Annotated in this window: 21 protein-coding genes; all 21 read left to right on the top strand. The window is 37.1% G+C overall.

Annotated elements, in window-relative coordinates:
* The first annotated feature begins 1 nt into the window (after position 1).
* The 21 genes from LOS73_RS18865 (at position 2) to LOS73_RS18765 (ending at position 25,576) form a co-directional block, all read left to right on the top strand.
* Entirely contained in the window at positions 2 to 1,219 is a 1,218-nt protein-coding gene (locus tag LOS73_RS18865) for a glycosyltransferase family 4 protein (protein WP_457934137.1), read from the top strand.
* Positions 1,216 to 1,812 carry a sugar transferase gene (locus tag LOS73_RS18860; RefSeq protein WP_033031249.1) on the top strand — a complete coding sequence of 199 codons (597 nt, stop codon included), beginning with the start codon at positions 1,216 to 1,218 and terminating at the stop codon, positions 1,810 to 1,812. The genes LOS73_RS18865 and LOS73_RS18860 overlap by 4 nt, the downstream gene beginning before the upstream one ends.
* Complete coding sequence (locus LOS73_RS18855) at positions 1,805 to 2,446, top strand: acetyltransferase (protein ID WP_033031251.1); 642 nt, start codon at positions 1,805 to 1,807, stop codon at positions 2,444 to 2,446. Before LOS73_RS18860 ends, LOS73_RS18855 begins: the two co-directional genes overlap by 8 nt.
* A gap of 26 nt (positions 2,447 to 2,472) precedes the next feature.
* Positions 2,473 to 3,648, top strand: coding sequence for a DegT/DnrJ/EryC1/StrS family aminotransferase (locus tag LOS73_RS18850; RefSeq protein ID WP_033031253.1), 1,176 nt, complete (start codon positions 2,473 to 2,475; stop codon positions 3,646 to 3,648).
* Positions 3,649 to 3,822: 174 nt separating this feature from the next.
* Positions 3,823 to 5,757, top strand: a complete 1,935-nt coding sequence (locus LOS73_RS18845) for a polysaccharide biosynthesis protein (protein ID WP_033031255.1) — start codon at positions 3,823 to 3,825, stop codon at positions 5,755 to 5,757.
* A 570-nt stretch (positions 5,758 to 6,327) separates the two neighbouring features.
* The gene (locus tag LOS73_RS18840; protein ID WP_457934136.1) at positions 6,328 to 7,443 is read left to right on the top strand and encodes a polysaccharide export protein; all 1,116 of its coding nucleotides are present in this window, start codon (positions 6,328 to 6,330) and stop codon (positions 7,441 to 7,443) included.
* Between the two features lie 12 nt (positions 7,444 to 7,455).
* Entirely contained in the window at positions 7,456 to 7,890 is a 435-nt protein-coding gene (locus tag LOS73_RS18835; RefSeq protein ID WP_033031294.1) for a low molecular weight protein-tyrosine-phosphatase, read from the top strand.
* Between the two features lie 15 nt (positions 7,891 to 7,905).
* A complete protein-coding gene (locus LOS73_RS18830; RefSeq protein WP_457934135.1) occupies positions 7,906 to 10,137 on the top strand; it encodes a polysaccharide biosynthesis tyrosine autokinase in 2,232 nt (743 codons plus the stop codon).
* Between the two features lie 140 nt (positions 10,138 to 10,277).
* Positions 10,278 to 11,402 (top strand): non-hydrolyzing UDP-N-acetylglucosamine 2-epimerase, encoded by a 1,125-nt coding sequence (gene wecB / locus LOS73_RS18825; protein ID WP_457934134.1) that lies wholly within the window; start codon positions 10,278 to 10,280, stop codon positions 11,400 to 11,402.
* 163 nt (positions 11,403 to 11,565) lie between these two features.
* Positions 11,566 to 12,846, top strand: a complete 1,281-nt coding sequence (gene wecC, locus LOS73_RS18820; protein ID WP_457934133.1) for a UDP-N-acetyl-D-mannosamine dehydrogenase — start codon at positions 11,566 to 11,568, stop codon at positions 12,844 to 12,846.
* A complete protein-coding gene (gene tviB / locus LOS73_RS18815; protein WP_457934132.1) occupies positions 12,843 to 14,123 on the top strand; it encodes a Vi polysaccharide biosynthesis UDP-N-acetylglucosamine C-6 dehydrogenase TviB in 1,281 nt (426 codons plus the stop codon). The genes wecC and tviB overlap by 4 nt, the downstream gene beginning before the upstream one ends.
* Before the next feature lie 114 nt (positions 14,124 to 14,237).
* Positions 14,238 to 15,281, top strand: coding sequence for an NAD-dependent epimerase/dehydratase family protein (locus tag LOS73_RS18810; protein WP_457934131.1), 1,044 nt, complete (start codon positions 14,238 to 14,240; stop codon positions 15,279 to 15,281).
* Entirely contained in the window at positions 15,278 to 16,102 is an 825-nt protein-coding gene (locus LOS73_RS18805) for a glycosyltransferase family A protein (protein WP_457934130.1), read from the top strand. Before LOS73_RS18810 ends, LOS73_RS18805 begins: the two co-directional genes overlap by 4 nt.
* Entirely contained in the window at positions 16,102 to 17,196 is a 1,095-nt protein-coding gene (locus tag LOS73_RS18800) for an O-antigen ligase family protein (protein ID WP_457934129.1), read from the top strand. Before LOS73_RS18805 ends, LOS73_RS18800 begins: the two co-directional genes overlap by 1 nt.
* Complete coding sequence (locus LOS73_RS18795) at positions 17,193 to 17,684, top strand: acyltransferase (RefSeq protein WP_457934128.1); 492 nt, start codon at positions 17,193 to 17,195, stop codon at positions 17,682 to 17,684. The genes LOS73_RS18800 and LOS73_RS18795 overlap by 4 nt, the downstream gene beginning before the upstream one ends.
* Positions 17,684 to 18,847 (top strand): hypothetical protein, encoded by a 1,164-nt coding sequence (locus tag LOS73_RS18790; protein WP_457934127.1) that lies wholly within the window; start codon positions 17,684 to 17,686, stop codon positions 18,845 to 18,847. Before LOS73_RS18795 ends, LOS73_RS18790 begins: the two co-directional genes overlap by 1 nt.
* The gene (locus LOS73_RS18785; protein ID WP_457934126.1) at positions 18,834 to 19,562 is read left to right on the top strand and encodes a WecB/TagA/CpsF family glycosyltransferase; all 729 of its coding nucleotides are present in this window, start codon (positions 18,834 to 18,836) and stop codon (positions 19,560 to 19,562) included. Before LOS73_RS18790 ends, LOS73_RS18785 begins: the two co-directional genes overlap by 14 nt.
* 77 nt (positions 19,563 to 19,639) lie before the next feature.
* On the top strand, positions 19,640 to 21,031 hold the full coding sequence (locus LOS73_RS18780) for an undecaprenyl-phosphate glucose phosphotransferase (protein WP_457934125.1): 1,392 nt from the start codon (positions 19,640 to 19,642) through the stop codon (positions 21,029 to 21,031).
* Positions 21,032 to 21,175: 144 nt separating this feature from the next.
* Positions 21,176 to 22,066: a UTP--glucose-1-phosphate uridylyltransferase GalU gene (gene galU / locus LOS73_RS18775; RefSeq protein WP_457934124.1), complete on the top strand. Its 891-nt coding sequence runs from the start codon at positions 21,176 to 21,178 to the stop codon at positions 22,064 to 22,066.
* 732 nt (positions 22,067 to 22,798) lie between these two features.
* A complete protein-coding gene (locus LOS73_RS18770) occupies positions 22,799 to 24,241 on the top strand; it encodes a capsule assembly Wzi family protein (RefSeq protein WP_457934123.1) in 1,443 nt (480 codons plus the stop codon).
* 168 nt (positions 24,242 to 24,409) lie between these two features.
* Positions 24,410 to 25,576 carry a nucleotide sugar dehydrogenase gene (locus LOS73_RS18765; RefSeq protein ID WP_033031285.1) on the top strand — a complete coding sequence of 389 codons (1,167 nt, stop codon included), beginning with the start codon at positions 24,410 to 24,412 and terminating at the stop codon, positions 25,574 to 25,576.
* Positions 25,577 to 25,650: the final 74 nt, after the last annotated feature.

Raw genomic sequence — 25,650 nt, 5'->3', positions numbered from 1 at the left:
TATGAATGTTTTATATTTTCATCAGCACTTTTCTACGCCTAGCGGCTCTACAGGCATCCGTTCTTATGAAATGGCACAGCGGTTATTAAAACATGGACATCAAGTGACTATGGTGTGTGGTAGTTATGGCGGTGGAGAAACGGGTTTAACTCCCAGCTTTATCAAAGGTCGCAGGGAAGGAGTGGTTGATGGTATTCATATAATTGAATTTGATTTAGCTTATTCTAATGCTGATGGGTTAGTAAAACGTGCTGGCACATTTTTAAAGTTTGCAACTAAGAGTGTCGGTATAGCGCTAACGTACAAATATGATGTTCTTTTTGCAACTACAACCCCTCTGACTGCTGGAATACCTGGCATATTTGCACGCTGGTTACGAGGTAAACCTTTCGTATTTGAGGTTCGGGACTTATGGCCTGAACTACCAAAAGAGATGGGAGTGATAAAAAACCCCTTAGTTTTAGCTGCAATGTCTATGCTTGAGTGGTGCTCGTACCGCTCTGCTAATCGCTGTATAGGTTTATCGCCCGGTATCGTTGAAGGTATTAAAAAATGCGGTGTAAAAGCAAGTAAAATAGAAATAGTACCAAATGGATGTGATTTAACTATATTTGCTGAGGATGTTACCCCCTGGCGGCCTGATGGTGTAGCTGATACAGATTTAATGGCTGTATTTACTGGTACTCACGGACAAGCCAATGGCTTGGATGCTGCATTGGATGCAGCAGCTGAACTAAAGGTACGTGGTCGTGACGATATTAAACTGGTACTTGTTGGTCAAGGTAAGTTAAAGCAAAGCTTGCAGGCTCGAGCTGAATTAGAAAAGTTGGATAATGTGATATTCCACCCACCAGTTAATAAAAGTAAGCTAGCAGAATTAATGAAAGGGGCTGACATTGGCTTGCAATTATTAACGAATATACCCGCTTTTTATTACGGTACATCGCCAAATAAGTTTTTTGATTATATTTCAGCTGGTTTACCTGTACTTAACAATTATCCGGGTTGGTTAGCGAGTATGATTAAAGATAATAATTGTGGATACGCAATTGAACCTGATAATGTAATAGCATTTGCTGACGCATTAATAAATGCCGCAGATAATAGGGAGTTATTACCTGAGATGGGTGAAAGAGCACAAGTTCTGGCTAAGCGCGATTTTAATCGTCATAATTTAGCGGATAAGTGGGTGGCTTGGGTTACCGGAGTAAAGAAATGAAGCGCACCTTCGATTTTATAGTTGCCCTCAGTGTATTGCTTACTTTATTACCATTAATAATTATAGTTGCGATATTAATTCGTTTAAAATTAGGTTCACCTATATTGTTTACTCAAAATCGTCCTGGTTTGAATAGCTATATTTTTAAAATGATGAAGTTTAGAAGCATGCTCGATGCCAAAGATAAGCACGGTAACTTGCTTCCAGATAACGAAAGGATGACTAAATTTGGTGCTTTTTTACGCTCAACTAGTTTAGACGAGCTACCTGGTTTGTTTAATGTTATCAAAGGCGATATGAGCTTAGTTGGGCCAAGACCACTACTAGTACAGTATTTACCGCTGTATAATTCAGAACAAGTTAAACGCCACAATGTAAGACCTGGTATAACTGGTTGGGCACAAGTAAATGGTCGTAATGCAATTGGCTGGGATGAAAAATTTAAGCTTGATGTATGGTATGTAGACAATCAAAGTCTCCTCCTCGATATGAAAATATTACTGTTAACAGTAAAAAAAGTTTTTGTAAGAGAGGGCATCAGTGCTGATGGGCACGTCACTATTGAACCTTTTAAAGGTTCTAATAATGACTAAGCCAGCTTTAAAAACGCTGGCTATTTTAGGGGCTAGCGGCCACGGTAAAATAATAGCTGATATTGCGGAGCAGCTAGGCTTTAGTGTTAGCTTTTATGATGACGCATATCCTAATAAAAAAAATATAGAGCATTGGTCTGTTGTAGGTACATTTTCAGATTTGCTTAATGTACCTAGTAACAACATGAATGTTGCTGTTGCTATAGGTGACAATAATACTCGAGAAGAAAAAATTAAAACGTTAGCCAAAAATGGCTACACACTTCCAATCCTAATACACCCAAGTGCAATTATAAGTAAATATGCTCAAATAGATTCTGGGTCTGTTATAGCTGCTAATGCTGTCATTAACGCTTTTGTAGTAATAGGCCGTGGCTGTATAATTAATACCTCAGCTATAATTGAGCATGATTGTAAAATAGGTGACTTTACGCATATTTGCCCAGGCACTGCATTAGCTGGCGGGGTTAGCGTCGGGCGAAGTAGTTGGCTAGGTATTGGAAGTAAAGTAAAACAACTTATTAATATTGGCGATAATACATTAATTGGTGCAGGTAGTTTGGTTGTTAAAGATATACCATCTGGTGTAATTGCTTACGGCTCTCCTTGCACTAAAGTTTCAGAAAATAGTTAAGCCTTATCATATTTTATAGGATTATCATGTTAAACACCCCATTTTCCCCTTGGCCTAATTTTACGCAAGAAGAAGCCGATGCAGTTAGCCGGGTAGTTTTGTCGAATAAAGTAAATTATTGGACTGGTACTGAAGGTCGTGAATTTGAAAAAGAATTTGCTGCGTGGGCTGATAGCGAGTACGCAATTGCACTTGGTAATGGCACTTTAGCACTCGATTTAGCACTTAAAGCTTTAAGTGTTGGCACTGGTGATGAAGTAATAACTACTCCACGAACATTTTTGGCATCTGCTTCAAGTATTGTAACTGCTGGTGCTGCTCCCGTATTTGCTGATGTAGATCTAAATAGCCAAGCTATTACTACCGAATCTATAAAAGGAGTGCTTACACCAAAAACAAAAGCGGTTATTGTTGTTCATTTAGCGGGCATGCCAGCTGAAATGGATGAAATAATGGCGCTCAGTAAAGAACATGGTTTTTATGTAATTGAAGATTGCGCACAAGCACATGGTGCAAAGTATAAAGGCCGCTCGGTTGGTAGTATTGGGCATATCGGTGCATGGAGCTTTTGCCAAGATAAGATTATGACAACAGGCGGCGAGGGCGGCATGGTAACGACTAACTCAAAAGAGTTATGGTCAACCATGTGGAGCTACAAAGATCACGGTAAGAGCTTTGATGCAATATACAATAGACAGCATCCTCCTGGTTTTAGATGGCTGCATGAGAGTTTTGGTACGAATTGGCGCATGACTGAAATGCAAGCAGTGCTAGGGCGAATCCAGTTAACTCGAATGAGTGATTGGACTGCAAAACGGCAATCGCATGCTGCACAGCTGGATAAAGCAGCAGATAGCTTCGATTGTGTAAGATTAGTTAAAGTGCCAGAGTATATCGAACATGCTGAATATAAACATTACATGTTTGTTAAACCTGAGTACTTAGTTGATGGTTGGGATCGCGATCGTATAGTAAACGAAATAGTTGAGCGTGGTGTACCTTGTTTTCAAGGCAGCTGTTCTGAGGTTTATCTTGAAAAAGCATTTGATGATACCTCATGGAGGCCTGAAAAACGTTTACCAAATGCAGTAGAGCTAGGAGAAACTTCACTTATGCTTTTGGTCCATCCAACCTTGAGTAAAGGTGAAATGGATAAAATGCTACAGGTTATAAGGGAAGTTTTGGGTTTGGCGTCTTTATAATCAAAGGCTAACATTCGCTGATAACGTTTGTTTACAAAAAACAACCAAATACATAAAGACTATATAAATATTTATATATAGTCTTTAATTATTAAGTGCAATAGTTGTTCATCTTGTAGTAAAATTGTAATCAATAGAATAGTAGTGGCGCTGCTAACTTCAGGGAAATGTATTGTGTTTTTAAAATTCTTAGTTAATTTACCTCGTCCCCAAAAAAGAGTTGTTTCTCTCCTCATTGATAGTGTATTTATAGTAGTTGCTTTTTGGCTTGCATTTTTGTTAAGGCTAGATAGTACGGCTGTCCTGAAAAGCACACATACATGGACATTGCTTTGTGCTTTACTTCCATTAAGTTTATTAAGTTTTGTAAAACTTGGTTTATACAGAGCAGTACTTCGTTATATGAACTCTCAGGCTATGTGGGCAATTATTGCAGGAGTTATACTTTCAACTGTTTATTTGACTGTTTTATCTTTTTTTCTAAGTGCGCCAGTACCACGCACCGTTCCTTTTATTTATGCTAGTTTTTGTATTTTATTTGTAGGTGGCGCAAGGTTGACAGTACGTGCCGTAGTTGGGCAAATTACTATGCGTAGCAAAGAAGGCGTAATAATATACGGTGCAGGCTCAGCTGGACGTCAACTTGCTACAGCACTTGCCAATGGTCCTGAATACTCTCCTGTTGCTTTTATAGATGACGATCCGAAAAAACATTTATCGCTAATACAAGGTATTTGTGTACATGCTCCCTCGCAAATAGCTGCAATTGCAAAGCAAAAGTGTGCCAACAAAATTTTACTAGCGTTACCTAGTACATCGCGTAGCCGCAGAAAAGAAATACTAAATGCGATTGAAAAATTTAAACTACAGGTAATGACCATCCCAGGCATGGCTGATATTGTGTCTGGGACTAACAATTTAGATGAAGTAAAAGACGTTGAAATAGAAGATCTACTTGGGCGTGATTCCGTTGAACCTAGAGATGATTTGATGGCGGCAAATATAGCTAATAAAGTTGTTATGGTGACAGGAGCTGGTGGTTCAATTGGTTCTGAGCTTTGTAGGCAAATAGTAAAAAGTAGCCCTACTAAAATAGTGTTATTTGAACTTTCTGAATTTGCGTTATACGCAATCGAAAAAGAGTTATCTGAATATTGCATTAGCAATGGCTTAAATATAGAAGTTTTGCCAATACTTGGGTCAATCCAAAATAAAAAACTAGTAGAGTCAACATTCTCAACTTTTGATGTACAAACTGTTTATCATGCGGCTGCATATAAGCACGTTCCTTTAGTTGAGCACAATGTAGTAGAAGGTGTACGTAATAATGTTTATGGCACATACAATGTAGCAACGGCTGCAATATTCACTAACGTAGAAACTTTTGTACTTATATCTACAGATAAAGCAGTACGCCCAACCAACATAATGGGGACAACAAAACGTATGGCTGAGCTTGTCTTGCAAGGTTTATCTGAAATTCAAAGTACAACACGTTTCACCATGGTTAGATTTGGTAATGTTTTAGGTTCATCGGGTTCTGTTGTGCCACTTTTTAGAAAACAAATTAAAGCGGGTGGCCCAATAACACTCACCCATCAAGACATAACCCGCTATTTTATGACCATTCCTGAAGCTGCTCAACTAGTTATTCAGGCTGGTGCAATGGGGGTGGGAGGTGATGTATTTGTGCTCGATATGGGTGAGCCTGTAAAAATTAAAGATTTAGCAACCAAAATGGTTCATTTATCTGGGCTTGAGGTAAAACATGAAAAACGCCCGAATGGCGACATAGAAATAAAATGCACCGGTTTACGACCTGGCGAAAAGCTTTTTGAAGAGCTACTTATTGGCGATAATGTTATTGGTACTGAGCACCCTAGAATTTTAAGCGCGCAAGAAATAAAAATGCCATGGGCAGAGCTTGATCCGTTTTTAGATAAACTTAAAATTGCATGTGATGAGTCTGATCATCCTGAAATACGTAAATTATTGTTAACAGCACCAACTGCATTTTCACCAACAGATGGTATTTGCGACTTAAACTGGAAGCAAAAATATAATACACAATCTAACATTACGGTTTTACCAACGGCAACTAGTAACTAAATGAATATAGGTGCAAATTTACTTTGCACCTATATTCCCTACAGCGTTATTTGCACACCCCTTCTTAACCAAGTACAATCTGCCCTCACTCAATTTACATCCTTACTATAGAAAGCTAGCAATAGCCTTGATTAATAAAAGAGAATAATAATCGGCTTTTTAATCAATAGGTAAAGTATTTTTAAGTTTTTCACTAAAGTACTGGTTAAAGCTTGTGGCGCTAAACAAGCTATTTTATTTTTAAGTTATTTATTCCAGCTCATTTAATACTACCAGTAAATATATTCGTTAAAAAGTAAACGCAGCACTGAAATTTTAGGTTGAAAATAAATCAGTACGCAAACTTTTAACTAGGGGTAGAGGATAGGGCGAAGGTGGAAATATAAGAATAATATGCTAAAGAGGCTTTTTTAGGGCCTGCTTTTCACATTTATTTAACTGGTTGCGCGTTTACTGAACAGTCGTATCTTGCGCCGCTACTATAGCCATGCTTTAATTAGCCAGTTAAAAATACAAGTACTCACCAAGGTCGGTGAGTAAGTGCAATATTAAAAAAATTGGGATTCTACAATGGCGTTAAGCTGTAAGTCACTCACAACAATACTCGCATTATTATCAATTACCGGTTGCACTATAGTCCCTGGTAGCCATTTTGAGGGGGTTGCCCCTGGCGAGCAAACACAAAACCTCGAACAAGATCTCGAAAAAGTAAATATTCAAATTATTGATTCGTCGTTAATTAATACTCAAAAACAAGCGCGAGTAGCTGCTAGGCCTATATCTAGTTTAAATAACATAAACACAAGCAACTACGAATATAAACTAGGTGTTGGCGATGTATTAACTATTGGCGTATGGGACCACCCTGAGCTAACAATACCTGCAGCGGTACAACGAACAGCAGAGTTTGACGGCTTTAGAGTGCAAGAAAATGGCACTATAACTTACGCATATGCACCCAACATACCAGCGGTGGGGCGCACTGTAAGTGAAGTTCGTAACGAACTTGTCGAGCGTTTAAGCCGAGTAATTGAAGACCCTCAGGTAGATATGAAAATAGTAGGGTTTAGAAGTCAAAAAGCGTATGTGACTGGTGAAGTAAAACAGCCAGGTATATACCCTGTAACAGAAGTGCCGCTAACTTTAATCGATGCCTTAAACCAAGCCGGTGGTTTAACTAGTGCAGCTGATTGGCGAACAGTAACATTTACCCGAGGCAATAAAACAGAAGTTATTAAACTCGATGATTTTTATGCTCATGGCGACATTTCGCAAAACAGATTATTACAAAACGGTGATATAGTGCATGTTAGTCGTAACGACGCACAAAAAGTGTTTGTATTAGGTGATGTAAAAAGAGCCGGTACAGTAACACTTAATCGTTATGGTTTAAACTTGGCTGAAGCGTTAAGTACCTCAGGTGGTTTGAACGAAAATACAGCCGACGCCAATGGCATATTTGTAATGCGTAAAAGCAATACTGAGAAAAGTGGAATTATTGCCGATGTATATCAACTACATGCTAAAAATATAGCAGCAATGGTATTGGCCGAGCAATTTGAACTACAACCGCATGACATTATATATGTAACATCAGCGCCACTAGCTCGTTGGAACCGTGTAATTAGTTTATTATTACCATCGGTAGCTACCGTTGATAGTTTAGATGATATAAGCGCCAATTAAGGGTTAATGGATATGTTTGATTCTGTCTTAATAGTGTGTGCGGGTAATATTTGCCGCAGCCCAACCGGTGAGTATGTATTAAAAGCAAAGCTCGAAGGTAAAAATATTAAAGTATCATCAGCGGGTTTAACAGCGCTTGAAGGCAAACCCGCAGATGCAAAAGCCAAACAAATAGCATTCGCTCATGGTGTTAATATGGATGCTCACCAAGGGCAGAAGCTTACATCAAGCTTAGTCGCGCAAAATAGCGTAATACTGGTTATGGAAGAACGCCATTTAAACGACGTACATGCGCGTTATCCTGAAGCGCGCGGTAAAACATTTTTACTAGGTAAATGGATTAATAACGCCGAAATCCCCGACCCATACCGCCAAAGCCAAGAGGCTTTTGAACACGTTTACACATTAATCGACAGCGCATGCAGCGCTTGGCAAAAGTATTTATAAGGAATGGCAAAGTTAATGAATCCTAAGCCGACAGCTCCAACCAGCAATCAAAATAAATCAAATGAACAAGAAATCGACTTACTGGCTCTATTTGGAACACTACTCGACCGTAAGTATTTTATTGTTTTATTTACGGCTGTATTTGCAATAATTGGGGTCGCAGTAGCCTTATTTAGTACGCCTATTTACAAGGCAACAGCCCTAATACAAGTTGAAGAAAGTAGCCCTTCCGTTCCTGGTTTAGATGACATGGCTGGCATGTTTGAGAGTTCAAGCGAAGCTGTAACCGAAATTGAACTATTAAAGTCGCGCAGCGTTATTGGTGAAGCCGTTGATTCGTTAAAGCTTAATATAGTAGCCGAACCAAAGTTATTCCCTGTTATTGGAGGGCGTTTTTTTAGGGGGTTTGTAGCCGAAAAAGAAAATGATATAGCGGAACCAATGCTAGGCGCTAGTAGCTATGCTTGGGGCGGCGAAGCAATTAATGTATTTAGATTTGTAGTACCAACAGCGTTTGAAGATAAAGAATTTGAATTAGTTGTAAATAAAAATGCGCAGTATGAATTAATTAACCCTGATGGAGACACTGTACTTACGGGTAAAGTGGGTCAGGATGAAAGCAGTGGATATTATGAACTTACAGTACGCAGTTTAAATGCACGCCCTGGTACAACATTTACTTTAATTAAGAATAACCGTTATCGAACAGTAATCGATTTGCAGCAAGAAATATCTGCCAGTGAAAAAGGTAAAGACTCAGGTATTATTACTTTGGCGTACGAACATAAAAGTTCTACTCATGCAGCAAAAGTACTCGATAAAGTTGCTGATATTTATGTGCGCCGTAATGTAGAGCGTAACAGCGCCGAGGCTAAAAAATCTCTCGATTTTTTAGAAGTACAGTTGCCTGAAGTAAAAAAACAACTTGAAGGTTCAGAACAGCGTTTTAATGATTACCAAAAACAACGAAAGTCTGTAAATATAACTCTAGAAACTCAAGCGGTGCTTGAGCAGATTGTAGAACTAGACACAACACTGCAAGAACTTGATTTGAAACGCTTAGAATTAAGTCGCAAATTTAAGCGTGAACATCCAGCATATCAAGGTGTTATTAAGCAAATTGAATCTATTGAAACCGAAAAAAAATTACTTACTTCTAAAATAAGCAATCTACCCGAAACACAGCAAGAGTTACTTCGTTTAACGCGTGATGTTGAAGTGGGTAACGAAATTTACATGTTACTACTTAGTAAAACGCAAGAGCTTGATATTGTGCGTGCTGGTACTGTAGGTAATGTGCGAGTTGTAGATATAGCCGCGGTTGATACGACTGAACCAGTGAAACCTAAAAAGGCGCTTATAGCTATAGTGGCAACACTACTTGGTGGGTTTTTAGCTGTAGCAATTGTATTGATTCAAAAAGCGATACATAAAGGCGTAGAAGACCCTGCAGAGATAGAAGCGCTTGGAATACCTGTTTACGCAAGTGTGCCGCACTCAGATTTTCAAGATAAACTAGCAGGCTTTACAGTAAGAACCAAAAAAAATAAAGTGGGCAAACCTAAATCAATACTTGCGCTCGACAACCCTGCCGATTTAGCAATTGAGGCACTACGAAGCCTGCGTACGAGCTTACACTTTGCGATGATGGAATCTAAAAATAATATTATTGCAATATCGGGCCCAAGCCCGGGTGTAGGTAAGTCATTTATATCAGTTAATTTAGCCGCGGTGTTGGCTCAAAGTGGTAAAAAAGTACTTATTATTGATGCCGATATGCGTAAAGGTTACTTGCAAACGCAGTTCGGTTTAAAGTGGGACGACGGCTTAAGTGACTATCTGTCGGGCCGTTTAAATTTAGAGCAAGTAACTAAACCCACTAAGGTTGAAGGCTTAAGTGTTATTACCCGTGGGCAAATACCACCAAACCCATCTGAATTATTAATGCATTCAAACTTTAGCAAATTAATTGAAGAGATAAATGCCGCTTACGATATAGTAATTATTGATACTCCGCCAATACTCGCTGTAACAGACCCTGCAATAGTAAGCGCCCATACGGGCACCACATTACTTGTGGCGCGTTTTGGGCAAAACCACTTGCGTGAAATAGAGCTAACTAGAAATCGCTTTGAGCAAAATGGTATAGACGTAAAAGGCTTGGTGTTTAATGGTGTAGTTAAAAAGGCCAGTAATGCTTACGGCTATTACGGCTACTACAATTATGAATATAAATCAGACAAGTAGTTAATTGGTGGTAATTGTAAGTATTTTTCTTTGAAATTGAATTAACTTAGACGTTTTCACTGTATTAAATTAGTGCTGTAATTTAATCATTGTTACAATGATGGCTGATAAATAATAAAATGCTCACAAAGGACATAAAAGTGAAAGTATTAACTGTATTTGGCACTCGACCTGAAGCAATTAAAATGGCTCCATTGGTTCATGCTCTAGTAAATGATAGTCGCTTTGTGGCAAAGGTTTGTGTAACTGCTCAGCACCGTGAAATGCTAGATCAAGTACTGGACCTTTTTAAAATCGTACCAGACTACGATTTAAACTTAATGAAAGTAGGGCAAACACTACCTGAAGTAACTAGTCGAATTTTGCAAGAATTGACTCCAGTACTTAAGGCTTTTAAGCCAGATATAGTACTTGTTCATGGAGACACTGCCACCACTTTTGCAGCGAGCTTAGCTGCTTATTACGAGCAGATAGATGTAGGGCACGTCGAAGCAGGGCTGCGTACTGGTAATATTTATTCTCCCTGGCCTGAAGAAGCTAACCGGAAGCTAACAGGAGCATTAACTAAGCTCCACTTTGCGCCAACTGAAATATCAAAGGCTAACTTAGTTAAAGAGAATTATGCAGATGAAAATATCTTTGTAACGGGTAACACAGTTATTGATGCTTTATTACTGGTTAAGCAGCAAGTTGAAGGGGATGTAGAACTGAGCAATGCATTAGCGTCAAAGTTCCCTATGCTTGATGAAAGTAAAAAGCTTATTTTAGTAACGGGTCATCGTCGTGAGAGTTTTGGTGGTGGGTTTGAACGTATTTGTGAGGCTTTAGCGCAAACAGCTAAAGCACACCCTAATACACAAATACTTTATCCTGTGCATTTAAACCCGAATGTACAAGAGCCAGTAAAGCGGATATTAAAAGATGTAGACAACGTACATCTTATAGAACCACAGCAGTACTTGCCTTTTGTATATTTAATGAATCGTTCACATATAATTTTAACTGACTCCGGTGGTATTCAAGAAGAGGCGCCAAGTTTAGGCAAACCAGTGCTTGTTATGCGTGATACTACAGAGCGGCCAGAAGCCGTTGATGCAGGCACTGTCAGGCTTGTTGGTACTGATGTTGATAAAATTACATTTGCACTAAATGAATTGTTAACCTGTGAAACAGCATATAAAAAGATGAGTCGTGCCCATAATCCATATGGTGATGGTCAAGCTTGTCAGCGTATTTGTGATGTTTTAGGTGGTTATAAGTATTAGATATGTAACCGAGCTAATTTAAAAAAATGAAGCCTTCATAATGTTCATGTCATTTTTATTTTAGTTATTATACGTATGGTTTTTCCGTATTTTTTGAAAAATTATTGAATATGTTTCATAAGTATTGTGAAACTCGCAGTTAAAAATAAAGGACAAGTATCCCATGTCATTCAGTACTATTTCCGTTATTGGTTTAGGTTATATCGGTTTACCAACAGCAGCTATGTTTGCATCACGTAAAAAAAATGTAATAGGTGTTGATGTAAATCAACATACGGTTGATACAATTAACCGTGGTGAAATACATATAGTAGAACCTGATTTAGACATGATAGTACATGCTGCAGTTACTGAAGGGTATTTAAAAGCAGTAACAGTACCAGAATCTGCCGATGCATTTTTAATTGCTGTACCGACTCCTTTTAAAAATGCTATTAATAATAAGAATGACTATTCAATCCCTGAGCCAGATATAAGCTATATAAAAAAAGCCAGTGAGGCAATTGCACTTGTACTTAAAAAAGGCGACTTAGTAATACTCGAGTCTACATCACCAGTCGGTGCTACTGAACAAATGGCTGAGTGGTTAGCTGATGCACGCCCTGATTTGTCATTCCCACAGGTAGCGGGTGAAAATGCAGATGTAAACGTAGCTCATTGCCCTGAGAGGGTCTTGCCAGGTCATGTTGTACGTGAACTTGTAGAAAATGATCGTGTAATTGGTGGCATGACGGCAAAGTGTTCTGCTAGGGCTGTTGAGTTATATAATACATTTGTACAAGGTGAGTGTGTAATTACTAATGCCCGTACTGCTGAAATGGCAAAACTCACTGAAAATTCATGTCGTGATGTACAAATAGCATTTGCTAATGAGCTATCTATTATTTGTGATAAGTTAGATATTGATGTCTGGGAGCTTATATCACTCGCTAATCGTCATCCTCGAATTAATATTTTACAGCCAGGCCCCGGTGTGGGAGGACACTGTATTGCAGTAGATCCTTGGTTTATTGTTAGTAAAACCCCGGAAGAGGCTAGGCTTATTCACACTGCTCGTGAAGTTAACGATAGTAAACCTGTCTGGGTAATTAGTAAGGTGAAAATAGCTATCGCGGACTTTTTACAAAGCAATCCAAATAAAACAGCTAAAGATGTTACCATCGCTTGTTATGGTCTAGCTTTTAAAGCAGATATTGATGATTTACGTGAGAGTCCTGCTTTAAATATTACAAAGGATATTTCTAATTTTCATGTCGGTACAGTCTTAGCTATTGAGCCCAATATTAACGAAATACCAACTAATATAGATACATTTAAGTTAACTTCGTTTGAATCGGCTATGAATACCGCCGATATACACTTATTGCTTGTTGATCATATTGAATTTAAAAATATTAAAATTCACTCTGACTATTTAATCGACACAAAAGGAGTCTGGAAATGAATGTAAATCTTAAAGATATCAAGTTTGGAATTATTGGATTAGGTTACGTAGGTCTACCATTAGCTGTTGAGTTTGGCAAAAAATTCCCCGTTTTAGGTTTTGATATTAATCAGGCTCGAATTGACCAGTTACAATCAGGCCATGACTCTACGCTTGAAGTAAGTGATGAAGAGCTTAAAGACTCACCACAACTTAGTTTCTCTTCAGCTGTCGCAGATTTAGAAAGTTGTAATGTATACATTGTTACAGTGCCTACGCCAATTGATGAGCATAAGCAGCCAGATTTAACTCCGTTAATTAAAGCGAGTGAAATGCTTGGTAATGTTGTAAAAAAGAACGACATAATTATTTATGAGTCTACGGTTTACCCAGGTGCGACAGAAGAGGAATGTTTACCAGTGGTTGAGCTTGTATCAGGCCTCGTATTTAATAAAGACTTTTTTGCTGGATACTCACCAGAGCGTATAAACCCGGGTGATAAAGAGCACCGCGTAACTAACATACTAAAGGTAACAAGTGGATCAACGCCAGAAATAGCTGAAAAAGTAGATCAACTTTATAAATCAGTAATTACCGCAGGCACACATAAAGCAAGCTCTATTAGGGTTGCTGAAGCTGCAAAAGTAATTGAAAACACACAGCGCGATGTAAATATTGCACTAATTAATGAACTTTCAATTATTTTTAATAAACTAGGTATAGACACGCTTGAAGTATTAGAAGCAGCGGGAACTAAATGGAATTTCCTGCCATTTCGCCCTGGTCTAGTAGGCGGGCATTGTATTGGGGTCGATCCTTACTACCTAACACATAAAGCCCAAAGCGTAGGTTACCACCCAGAAATGATTTTAGCGGGTCGTCGTTTGAATGATGGTATGGGCAAGCATGTCGTATCTGAACTTGTAAAAAAGATGCTTAAAAAGCGTATTTATGTTGATGGCGCTAACGTACTTGTCATGGGCTTAACCTTTAAAGAAAATTGCCCAGATTTACGTAATACAAAAGTGGTCGACATAGTAAGCGAGCTTAAAGAATATAACATTAATGTTGATATATTAGACCCGTGGTGTTCAAACGAAGAGGCTGAGCGTGAATATGGTTTAAGCTTAACCAACGAGTACAAACCAAATAATTACGATGCAATTATTCTTGCAGTAGGCCATAACGAATTTAAAAAATTGGGTGCAGTGCAAATTCGTGCACTAGGTAAAGCTGAACATGTCCTTTACGATTTAAAATACGTACTACCTAAGCAAAATGTAGATATGCGCTTATAACAGTCGTAGGCGTGGGGTTACCCCGCGCTTTTAAATTAGATAGCATACGCCAAGCATAATTAATAATTTAAACGTTTTTAGTTCAGTATACAAATATCTTATAGGGGGGAACACATGTCACGTTACGAACAAATTAAAACCGAGCTACTTTCATCGCCTAAAACGTGGTTAGTAACAGGGGTAGCTGGATTTATTGGCTCTAATCTTTTAGAGCATTTATTAAAATTAAATCAAAAAGTAGTCGGGCTTGATAATTTTGCAACAGGCCATCAACATAACCTAGATGAAGTGCAAGGCCTAGTGACAGCAGAGCAGTGGCAAGGTTTTAACTTTATAGAAGGTGATATTCGTAATTACCAAAATTGCGAAGCAGCATTAGCTAATAATGGTAACGGCGTTGATTACGTATTACACCAAGCAGCACTTGGCTCGGTGCCGCGTTCAATGGCTGACCCTTTAACAACAAATGCGGCTAATATCACTGGCTTTTTAAATATGTTACAAGCAGCAAAAGAGGCTAACGTAAAAAGCTTCACTTATGCAGCAAGTAGTTCTACGTACGGCGACCACCCGGCCCTACCAAAAGTAGAAGAAAACATAGGTAACCCGCTTTCGCCTTATGCCGTAACCAAATATGTAAATGAGCTTTATGCGGATGTATATGCAAAAACATATAGCTTTAAAACAATTGGTTTACGCTACTTTAATGTGTTTGGTCAACGCCAAGATCCAAATGGGGCATATGCAGCTGTAATCCCTAAGTGGACTGCGGCTATGATTCAAGGTGAAGATGTTTATATAAACGGTGATGGTGAAACAAGCCGCGACTTTTGCTTTATAGAAAACACAGTGCAAATGAATATTCTTGCTGCAACTGCTGACGATGAAGCTAAAGACAACGTATACAACGTAGCGGTAGGCGATAGAACAACGCTTAACGTTTTGTACAATGCCATACAGTCTGCACTAAAGCTGTGCGATATAGATGCTTCAAAAAAACCAATATATCGTGATTTTAGAGCTGGTGATGTACGCCATTCGCAAGCTGACATTAGCAAGGCTTTTAACTCTTTAAGTTATAAACCAGAGTTCAGGATTGATGAAGGTATATTTAAAGCTATAGCTTGGTACATAAAACATGATAAGGGTATAAAATGAGTATAGGCTTAATTACGCCCCTGCATAATGAGATTGATTCGATTATACCTCTGTTTGAATCAATAGCTTCACAGACGGTTGATATTGAATGCTGGATAATTCTTGAAAATGGTAGTACCGATGGAAGTAAAGAGTTACTTAAAGAAATAAAAAAGCCAAAAAATGTTAAGCAAATGAAAGTTTTTTATGATGACTCATATGGTAAAGCACATGAGTTGGGATTTAAATACTCTAGAATAATCAAGAGTGCATTTGATGAATTATTGAGCTTAGAACTTTCGCTTGATTATGTAGGTATTTTAGACTCTGATTGTTTTCCTGAAATGGATTATTATAAAAAACTCACTGATTTCCTGAAAAGCAATAAAAAGGTAGGAATCACAAGTGGGCGGATTTACTTAGATGGCGGAAAGTTAGATCAAGCTGATCCAAATTGGGTTCGGGGAGGTTGTCGTCTATGGAGCAAGGCTTGTTTTGATAAATCAGGTTACCTGATAGGCCCTTCCGCTGATGCTATAAGCAGCGCGCTGGCAGATATGAGTGGCTGGAAGTCAGTTGTATGTAAAGAGGCTAAGGTTTATTCAAGGGAAGTTGGTATTAATGTAAACTATAAATATTATGGATACGCGAGTTATTATAGAGGCACTTCTGTACTGTACGCATTGATGAAATCGTTTTACTTACTTTTTAAAAACCCCAAAAATGCTGTGAAATTTTTCTTAGGGTATTTTCATTCTTTATTTAATAGGGAAGAAAAGATTGGTGATATTAGAGTAAGAAACTATTTTTCAAAGTATTTAAGTAGAAAGATAAAAAATTAATGCATAGTTTAATTTTATTAATTGTATTTGTTTTAATAAGTAAGTTCCCATCACTTGTTTATATTATATTCCCCGTCACTATATTTTTGTTTTTACTAAACAGTGATCTAAAGTTTAAGGTTGGTAATACGTCCAATGGTTGGTTTTTATTGATCTTGCTTTCAATTTTATTTTCCGTCAATGAGAATTTGAATGTTGAAGCTGTGAAAGGTTTTTTTAGATATATAAGTTATTTACTTTTATTCTTAATTTATTTTAGATCAAAAATGAGGTTTAATATTGGGCAGGTTTTTAATAGTATTATTTTTTTCGCTATTATCTTAAGCTTTTTTGAAAGCTTTTATCTATTGGAGACAATTGGTGGCCTAAAAAGGTATGCGTTTGTATTTCAACACCCTAATCATATGGCTTATTTTTTTCTACCCATACTTTTTTATTTTTTATTTTCTACACGAGAGAGAAATATTTATGGCTATTGCTCTCTTGCAAGTTGTTTTTTAGTTCTTTTAATTTCAAAAAGTTCGGGCCCGCTTATTGTCTCTTGCTTGTTAGTTTTATATAGATTCAGACGTGAAATTTTAACTCCTAAAGTTATATTTCTTACTCTTTTTTCATGTGTAATTCTATTTAAATTAGGTGTTTTAGATAAAGTTTCTACTCAGTTTGACTTCCTATATGATGGAAGTGTTCAAAACTTGATTTCGGAGGGTAATCTTGGCGGTGATGGCTCCTTGGCATGGCGATTAGTATATTGGTCATTAATATTAAAGCACTTTTTTGCACTTAACCTCAGTGACTATATTTTTGGTCTTGGTACTAACACTCTTAGCTACGGTAACTATATTTTTCATTTTATGTACACTGACCCACATAATGATTTTATTAAGATACTTGTAGAAAATGGTATCTTATTATTTTTGGTGTTTTTGACTATTTTATTGAAAAGCATTCTTATGTTGAAGAGCAATAGGTTGGGTTTTTTTATATTAATTTTTACTCCAATGATGGTAGGCAATATTATTGTCAATGGTTCATTTTTTTTAGTTTTAATATTAGTACTTATTCATTTTAAAGAGGAAGTCAGCTATCAATGATTAACAAAATATTAGGTGTTATTTCTGGTGTATTATCTTTTCATTCGTTTTTAAGGCCTCTAAAAAACTTGTACTGGAGTAGGGTTCTAGGCAATAAAGGTCGTGGTGTTAATATCATGCCCAATGTTACAATTTTAGAGCCATCTCAAGTGAGTGTGGGTGAGAAAACTTATATTGGTCGAGGGGTTAATATATATGGAGGTGGTGGGGTAGATATTGGCAATAATGTTTTGATCGCAATGGATTGCTGTATTATCTCAAGAAACCATATTATAAAAAAAAACCAACTTGTTAATGAGCAAGGTTATGAATATAAAAACATAACAATATCAGATGACGTTTGGCTTGGAGCTAAAGTTATTTTGTTAGCAGGGGTTCATATCGGAGAGGGCGCAGTGATTGCAGCTGGTTCAGTTGTCACTAAGAGCGTTCCCGCATATAGTATTTACGCAGGGGTACCAGCAAAACGAATTGGACAACGTAATTAATGAACCTGAAAAAAGAGATTTATTTATCATTTTTTAATAGGGCACTTCCTCCATTATTAATGTTTTTTTCTTTTGCCTACTACGGTAGAAAAATTTCGTCTGAAAGCTTTGAACTTTTTCTGTTAGATTTTTCGTTAGTTATGTGGGTTGTTACTTTTCTTTTTCAATCACAGAAAAACGCTGTGATAAAACTTTGTGTAAATAAAGAAATTATAACTACTAGTTTTATTTTTTTTATTTTCAGTGTCTTGGTGTCTTTTTTAATTATAGCTGTGTTCAAGGGTGGTGTTAATTTTTTTTCTGTTTGGTTGCTAACTTTAGCTTTAGGTTTTGTTTATTACTTTGGTGCCTATTTAAGAGTTACAGGTAACACAAGTGCGTTTTTAAAAGCGGATACATTATCTATTATATTACGTTGGGTTTTTGCTTTTTTTTCGGTGTTTCTTTTTGAAAGTGGTGAGTTTATTTTTTTATCTTTAGCTATAGGTATTTTCTTTGTTTATGGCTTTCATTTCCTTTTCTCAAATATAATTTGCGATTTGAGAGTTGATTATATTTCTTTTAAAAAAATTAAAATTTATGTAAATAATATTGTTCCTCTCGTTTTTTTAGATTTAGCTATTGCTGCTTATATATACTGTGAGCGCTTTATGCAGCAAAGTGAACCTAAATCGAACTTTATACTCATGTCAACCTTATCTACACAGTCAATCTCTCTTATTTGTGGTGTAATTATGATGGTTGTTTACCCTAGACTGAGCAAAATGCATAAGAGTAATCCAAAGGAGTTTATAAGCTATTGGAAAAAAATAATTAAGTTATCTCCTTTTTTCATTTTGTCAGTTTTGCCAATCGTTGCTTTGGGGCCTTTTTTAATGCAGCACTTTTTTTTGGTCCATGAAGTAAAGCTTTTAAATTTTATACTTTTAGGATTGAGTCACTCTTTGTATTTCATTTTTATTTTAATAGGTACACCGTTAATAATAGTTGGTGAGCAAGTAAAAGTTGCAGGGGTTCTTTCTATCTCATTTATGTTTTATTTATTATTCATCGATGAAACTTACTTCTTATTTGCCAAACTATTTATAATGACATTAAATGTATTACTTATACTTTTTATCTCAAAGAGTGCTTTAAAAAAGGGTGATTATGAGAAAAATTAAATTTTTAAACACTGAACTACATGCAGGTACAAGTGTGGAGACTGTGCAAATAATAAAAAAACAAATTCAGAGTAATATTTTTACTCAGCACTCTGTTGTTAATGTAGCCAAGTTAGTTAATATGAAAAGTGATACACATTTAGCTGCGTCAGTTCAAAGCTGCGATATTATTAATATAGATGGTATGGGCGTTGTTTGGGGGGCTCGTTTTTGTGGGCATGATGTGCCTGAGCGAGTAGCTGGGGTGGACTTATTTCATAACTTACTAAATATGAGTGCCGTTGAGGAGTTTCCGGTTTTTTTATTGGGAGCAACAGACGATATTGTTAGTAAAACAGTACAGAAAGTGAAAGAGCAAAATCCTGATTTAATTATTGCAGGGTATCACCATGGATATTTTTGGGATGATGAAGAAGCGATAGTTGAAAAAATAAAGCAGTCTGGTGCAAAATTGTTATTTGTAGCTATTACATCCCCAAAAAAAGAAAACTTCATTAATAAATGGCAAGATAAATTAGGTGTAAGTTTTGTAATGGGAGTTGGTGGTACGTTTGATGTTGTAGCAGGTAAAGTTAAACGTGCGCCTTTGTGGATGCAAAGATATGGTTTAGAATGGCTCTATCGTGTAATACAAGAGCCGAGAAGAATGTGGAAGCGTTATTTGGTTACTAATTGTAAATTTGCTTGGCTTTTATTTAAAGAAAAGCTCAAATGATCCGTTTATATTTTATTTAAATAAAGTGTTATAATAAGAATTGCGTTTTTAACAATAATAATTGGGATCATATGCAAATGCATAAAGGAATTTTGCAAAGTAATGCAACCATTGTTGCATTTGTTCAACGAGTACTCGATATTACTATTATTGTTGGTACTTTATGGTTAAGTACTTTTTTACATGATAAAGCATGGCTATTGCAGCACACCACGGCTGCACTATTAGCTGTGTTTTTATTTCATTTTACTAGTGAACTAGACAAGTTGTATATATCATGGCGCGGATTGTCACTCTATAAAGAGCTTAAAAAAACAATATCTCATTGGTTTATAAGTGCTGCCGTATTATTTTTAAGCGTTAACTTTTTAGCCCCTGAATACTTAAACCCTACAGGATTACAGCTTGCGTGGTTTACATTAGCGACAGTATTGTTAGGTACTTACAGGATATTTTTACGTTTTTTATTAAGGTTGTTGCGTGCACAGGGTTACAATACTCGTAGTGTGGTAGTTGTAGGGGCTGGTGTATTAGGTCAAAAATTTGCAAATAATATTATTGAACATACTAGTTTTGGGTTAGTTTTTAGTGGTTATTATGACGATGAAACGCCTAATCAAAAAGTTGTGGCTGCACAAACTTTGGGCGATCTTGAACAGTTGGTTGCTGATTGCAAAATAGGCGGAATTGACCGAGTTTATATCGTACTACCTCCACAAGCGTATGAACGTCGTAAGTGGTTAGTTAAAGAACTCGCCGATAGCACTGCAAGTGTGTATATAGTGCCTGATGTTTTTACATACCAGTTATTACATTCACGCAGTGATACTATTATGGGCATACCCACTATAAGCATTTACGATTCACCCATAGATGGTAGTAACGCTATAGTTAAACGTATAGAAGATGTAATATTATCAGTATTAATACTTGCTTTAATTTCACCTGTATTAATAGGGCTTGCTATTGCTGTTAAAGTTAGCTCTAAAGGGCCTGTGTTTTTTAAACAAAATCGTTATGGTATTGATGGTAAAGCAATAAAAGTTTGGAAGTTTCGTTCGATGAACGTGATGGAGGATGGGGCTAAAGTAACCCAAGCCACTAAAAATGATAGTCGTTTTACCCCAATAGGGCAGTTTATTCGTAAAACAAGCCTTGATGAACTCCCACAGTTTTTGAATGTATTGCAAGGGCAGATGTCGATAGTCGGCCCTCGACCTCATGCCGTAGCTCATAATGAAGAATATCGTTCACTTGTAAATGGATATATGCTTCGTCATAAAGTAAAACCAGGTATTACAGGATGGGCGCAAATAAACGGTTGGCGTGGTGAAACCGATACGCTCGATAAAATGGCAAAACGAATTGAATTCGATCTTGAATATATTCGTAATTGGTCACTTATTTTTGATTTGAAAATAGTGTTTTTGACTATCTTTAAAGGTTTTATAAATAAAAATGCCTACTGATAATTATTAGGAGCTAGCCCCCTAGCCTCTAATAACTAATTCCTACTTATCCGAGTTTATTGTATCTATTCAGTTTATATATAACTAGCGTTTGGTACGTTATTGTCAAATATAGATTTAATTATTTACAATAAAGGACTACCTATGAAAGCTGTAATTCCTGTTGCCGGCCTAGGCACTCGCATGTTGCCCATGACTAAAGCAATTCCTAAAGAAATGCTACCAATTGTTGATAAACCTCTGATTCAATATATTGTTAGTGAATGTGTAGCCGCAGGTATTAAAGATATAGTGTTAGTTACACACAGCTCAAAAAATGCGATTGAAAACCACTTTGATACAAGCTACGAGCTAGAAGCCACCCTCGAAAAGCGTGTTAAACGCGCACTGCTTGACGAAATCCGCTCAATTTGCCCAACAGACGTAACGGTTATGAGTGTACGCCAAGGTGAGGCTAAAGGGCTAGGGCATGCAATTTTATGTGCAAAGCCAATTGTAGGTAATAACGATTTTGTTGTGCTACTCCCTGATGTAATACTCGATGCCTACACGTCGAATCAAAAAACTGAAAACTTAGCCGCGATGATTAAGCGCTTTAACGAAACCCAAGCAAGCCAGATTATGCTAGAACCTGTGGCACAGGAAGATGTAAGTAAATACGGTATTGCTGATATTAATGGCGTTCAATTAGCCTCAGGTGAAAGCGAAAAAATTAAAGCCATGGTTGAAAAGCCAGCAACGGATGCAGCCCCCTCAAACCTTGCGGTGGTTGGGCGTTATGTATTAAGTAAAAATATTTGGCCTTTACTTGCTAAAACGCATGCAGGTGCAGGTGGCGAAATACAACTTACCGATGCGATTGATGCGTTAATTATGCAAGAAACGGTAGAAGCATTCCATATGAGCGGGCGCTCGCACGACTGTGGCGACAAGTTAGGTTATTTAAAAGCGATTGTTGAGTACGGTATGCGTGACGCAAAGCTAGGAAAAGAGTTTGCTCAGCATTTAAATATGCTTATGAACGCAAAAAATTAATAATCTAGTGATTTTGTACGGTTTGGCGTATGTTGTAGGTGAGGTTTCACACCTCGCTTTTTGACACCAAAGCCACGTTACAAAGCGCGAAGTAAATTCGCACCTACAGGTTGGTGTATGTTGTAGGTGAGGTTTTACACCTCGCTTTTTAAAAAACCAAGCCACGTTACATGAGCGCGAAGTAAATTCGCACCTACGGTTTGGCGTACGTTGTAGGTGAGGTTTTACACCTCGCTTTTAAAACAGTCAAGCCACATACAAAGCGCGAAGTAAATTCGCACCTACGGTTTGGCGAATGTTGTAGGTGAGGTTTTACACCTCGCTTTTAAAACAGTCAAGCCACATACAAAGCGCGAAGTAAATTCGCACCTACGGTTTGGTGCATGTTGTAGGTTAGGTTTTACACCTCGCTTTTTAACATTAAAGCTATGGTATATGAGCGCGAAGTAAATTCGCACCTACGGTTTGGCGTATACTGTAGGTGAGGTTTTACACCTCGCTTTTTAAACTTCCAAGCCACGTTACATGAGCGCGAAGTAAATTCGCACCTACGGGTTGGCGTATGTTGTAGGTGAGGTTTTACACCTCGCTTTTGAAAAATTTAAGTTGTATCAGTGTCAAATCAACTAATACCTACTAAAATGTTAAATTAATCAAATCGTTGTTGTTAACTCAGCAGCGATTTTTTATTATGTACGTATTACCTAGAACATAACAATAAATGGAATAAAAATGCTAAAAAAATTACCCGTATTAATAGGATTGATGTTTAGTTCTCAGGTTCTAGCAAATGGTGTATCAGCTTATTTACCTTTAAAACAGAATCCTCAATTAGAGCACCTAGTTGAAAAGTTGCTAGTAGTTGGCGATAACGCCCATATGATGAGTAAACCTTATAAAACGTCTGAAGTATTAAGGGTATTAAAATCTATTGAGCATAGCTACCCAAGCTTATATCAAAAGTTATTTAATGAATTGGCTCTTTACAAGCAATCAGATGCAGTAACTTATGCTAAAGCAACGCTTGCTTATGGTAATGAATCTAAATCAATCCCTAACCAGCGTGGCCAAAAGGTTGATACGTATTTAAAGCTAGAGGCCGGTGGCTTTGCTAATTTTGGTAATCACTTTGGTGTAAGTGTTGCTGGTATTGCTAACGAGGATAACCTACTACCTACTCAAAGTTTTGTTTATTTTGGTAACGAATACGCGCAAGTTGACATAGGTTACCGTGAGCATTGGTACTCACCGTTTAACGATAGCGCAATGATTTTAAGTACCAATGCTAAAACACTTCCTTCAATAAGTATTAGTAATGTAAAACCCATTACCGATTTTGATATACGCTACGACTTGTTTTACATGAAAATGAAAACAGATCCAGCTATTGACTCAGGTGTTACATATACAGAGTTCTCATCAGGAAAACCTCATTTAGCTGGTGTGCATTTAAGCTTTGCACCTTTTGATGGATTAACGTTAGGGGCAAATAGGTTATTACAATTTGGTGGTGGTGATCGTTCAGTAAGCTTAAAAGGTTTTACCGAAGCCTTTTTTTTACCGGGTGGTAACGATAATGTAAATGCAGAAGAAATCCAAAAATATGGCCCTAACTATGAGGTAGGCGACCAATTAGCTTCACTAAGTTTTGATTATAAAGCGGCATGGTTTGACATGCCGTTTAGCCTTTATGGCGATATGGGGCTTGAAGACACTCTTGGTGGTACTCGTAATAACAGTTATAACTTTGGTTTATATTTACCTTATTTAAGTGAAAACCACAGCTTAAGACTTGAAAACAGCCGCTGGCAAACGGAGTGGTATTGGTCAAAGCTTTATTCTCAAGGTAATACTATTGATAAACAGGCATTAGGGCATTGGGGGGCTGAACAGCGTTATTTTCAGCATTACCCAAGCGCTGAAAGCCAATCAGTTAACTGGGTATGGCAATATAGCGCGACGCAAAACATAGATACTACATTTAGACGTATCGAAACAGAAATGGATTCAAATGGTAAGATAGGCTCTGCTGATGCGCCATATTCAATAGGTTTTGAGCTAGAAACACGTTATACCCAGCAGTTGCAAGATGGCTATTGGGGTTTAGAGTTATATACAGGTAAAACAGTGTTCGATGATAACTTTTTTAGGCTTAGTGCTTTTTATGGATGGTAAAAATAATCATGTAATTGATGATTCTATTTCGAGGCATTAGCTTTTTGCGTTAAGCTTATTGTTTAATTTTATACTAAACTCTAAAAACAATTTTGATGATTTTTAACTTGCGTTAGTTTTTTTGCGTATTTTGAAACATTCGTTTATTTATTGGCGCGAAGGGTTTATATGAAAATTACAGTAGTAGGTACGGGCTATGTTGGCCTTTCTAACGCTATGTTATTAGCGCAACATAATGAAGTGGTTGCGCTCGATATTGATGAGCAAAAAATAGCGCTTTTAAAGAAGAAGCAGTCGCCTATTGTTGATATCGAAATTAGTGATTTTTTAACACGTAATGACTTAAATTTTACAGTGACTACCGATAAAGTAGCCGCTTACAAAAATGCAGATTTTATAATTATTGCAACACCTACCGATTACGATGTCGAAAATAATTACTTTAATACAAGCTCAGTAGAAGCTGTGATTAAAGATGCAATGGCGCACAATAAAACTGCTGTAATGATAATTAAGTCTACAGTGCCTGTAGGGTTTACTCATGGTATTAAAGATAAGTTAGGTGTTGATAATTTAATATTTTCACCAGAGTTTTTGCGTGAAGGTAGAGCACTACACGATAATTTATATCCATCACGCATTGTAGTGGGTGAGCAAAGTGAGCGTGCAAGTGTGTTTGCTAACTTACTTAAGCAAGGCGCTATAAAAAAAGATATTGAAGTATTGTTTACTGACTCTACAGAAGCTGAAGCAATTAAATTATTTTCAAACACTTACTTAGCAATGCGCGTAGCTTACTTTAACGAGTTAGATAGCTACGCAGAAACACATGGTTTGAATAGTAAGCAAATTATACAAGGTGTTAGTTTAGACCCACGTATAGGTAACTATTATAATAACCCATCGTTTGGATATGGTGGTTACTGTTTACCAAAAGATACCAAACAACTTAGAGCAAATTATGCATCGGTTCCTAATAATATAATAGGTGCAATTGTTGATGCCAACACAACGCGAAAAGACTTTATTGCTGATTCAATCATTAAACGCAGCCCTAAAGTGGTTGGTGTTTACCGCTTAGTTATGAAAGCAGGGTCTGATAATTTTAGGGCTTCAGCCATTCAAGGCATTATGGAGCGCATTAAAGCCAAAGGTATTGAGGTTGTAGTTTACGAACCAGTGTTACAAGAAAGTGAATTTTTTCATTCTCGCGTAATCAAAGATTTAAATGAATTTAAACGCATCTCTGATGTTGTTGTATCTAACCGCATGGTTAAAGAGCTTAGTGATATTACTGACAAAGTGTATACACGAGATTTGTTTGGTAGTGATTAAGCTAGGCCTGTTTATTTTTTGAGGCTGAATTTACTGCCTTTTGGGTTTGTTCTAAAGGTGGTTTACTCTTTGTT

The organism is Pseudoalteromonas sp. SCSIO 43210 (genome assembly GCF_054133285.1).
Note: the sequence above shows the minus strand (reverse complement) of the source record. Positions and strands in the feature narration are given on the sequence as shown.

Coding starts and splice junctions, on each gene's coding strand:
- LOS73_RS18840 (WP_457934136.1), top strand. CDS start 6,328: ATGGCGTTAAGCTGTAAGTCACTCACAACAATACTCGCATTATTATCA.
- tviB (WP_457934132.1), top strand. CDS start 12,843: ATGAATGTAAATCTTAAAGATATCAAGTTTGGAATTATTGGATTAGGT.
- LOS73_RS18810 (WP_457934131.1), top strand. CDS start 14,238: ATGTCACGTTACGAACAAATTAAAACCGAGCTACTTTCATCGCCTAAA.
- LOS73_RS18855 (WP_033031251.1), top strand. CDS start 1,805: ATGACTAAGCCAGCTTTAAAAACGCTGGCTATTTTAGGGGCTAGCGGC.
- LOS73_RS18795 (WP_457934128.1), top strand. CDS start 17,193: ATGATTAACAAAATATTAGGTGTTATTTCTGGTGTATTATCTTTTCAT.
- LOS73_RS18770 (WP_457934123.1), top strand. CDS start 22,799: ATGCTAAAAAAATTACCCGTATTAATAGGATTGATGTTTAGTTCTCAG.
- LOS73_RS18865 (WP_457934137.1), top strand. CDS start 2: ATGAATGTTTTATATTTTCATCAGCACTTTTCTACGCCTAGCGGCTCT.
- LOS73_RS18785 (WP_457934126.1), top strand. CDS start 18,834: ATGAGAAAAATTAAATTTTTAAACACTGAACTACATGCAGGTACAAGT.
- LOS73_RS18780 (WP_457934125.1), top strand. CDS start 19,640: ATGCATAAAGGAATTTTGCAAAGTAATGCAACCATTGTTGCATTTGTT.
- LOS73_RS18830 (WP_457934135.1), top strand. CDS start 7,906: ATGAATCCTAAGCCGACAGCTCCAACCAGCAATCAAAATAAATCAAAT.
- LOS73_RS18835 (WP_033031294.1), top strand. CDS start 7,456: ATGTTTGATTCTGTCTTAATAGTGTGTGCGGGTAATATTTGCCGCAGC.
- LOS73_RS18790 (WP_457934127.1), top strand. CDS start 17,684: ATGAACCTGAAAAAAGAGATTTATTTATCATTTTTTAATAGGGCACTT.
- LOS73_RS18765 (WP_033031285.1), top strand. CDS start 24,410: ATGAAAATTACAGTAGTAGGTACGGGCTATGTTGGCCTTTCTAACGCT.
- galU (WP_457934124.1), top strand. CDS start 21,176: ATGAAAGCTGTAATTCCTGTTGCCGGCCTAGGCACTCGCATGTTGCCC.
- LOS73_RS18805 (WP_457934130.1), top strand. CDS start 15,278: ATGAGTATAGGCTTAATTACGCCCCTGCATAATGAGATTGATTCGATT.
- LOS73_RS18800 (WP_457934129.1), top strand. CDS start 16,102: ATGCATAGTTTAATTTTATTAATTGTATTTGTTTTAATAAGTAAGTTC.
- LOS73_RS18850 (WP_033031253.1), top strand. CDS start 2,473: ATGTTAAACACCCCATTTTCCCCTTGGCCTAATTTTACGCAAGAAGAA.
- wecC (WP_457934133.1), top strand. CDS start 11,566: ATGTCATTCAGTACTATTTCCGTTATTGGTTTAGGTTATATCGGTTTA.
- LOS73_RS18860 (WP_033031249.1), top strand. CDS start 1,216: ATGAAGCGCACCTTCGATTTTATAGTTGCCCTCAGTGTATTGCTTACT.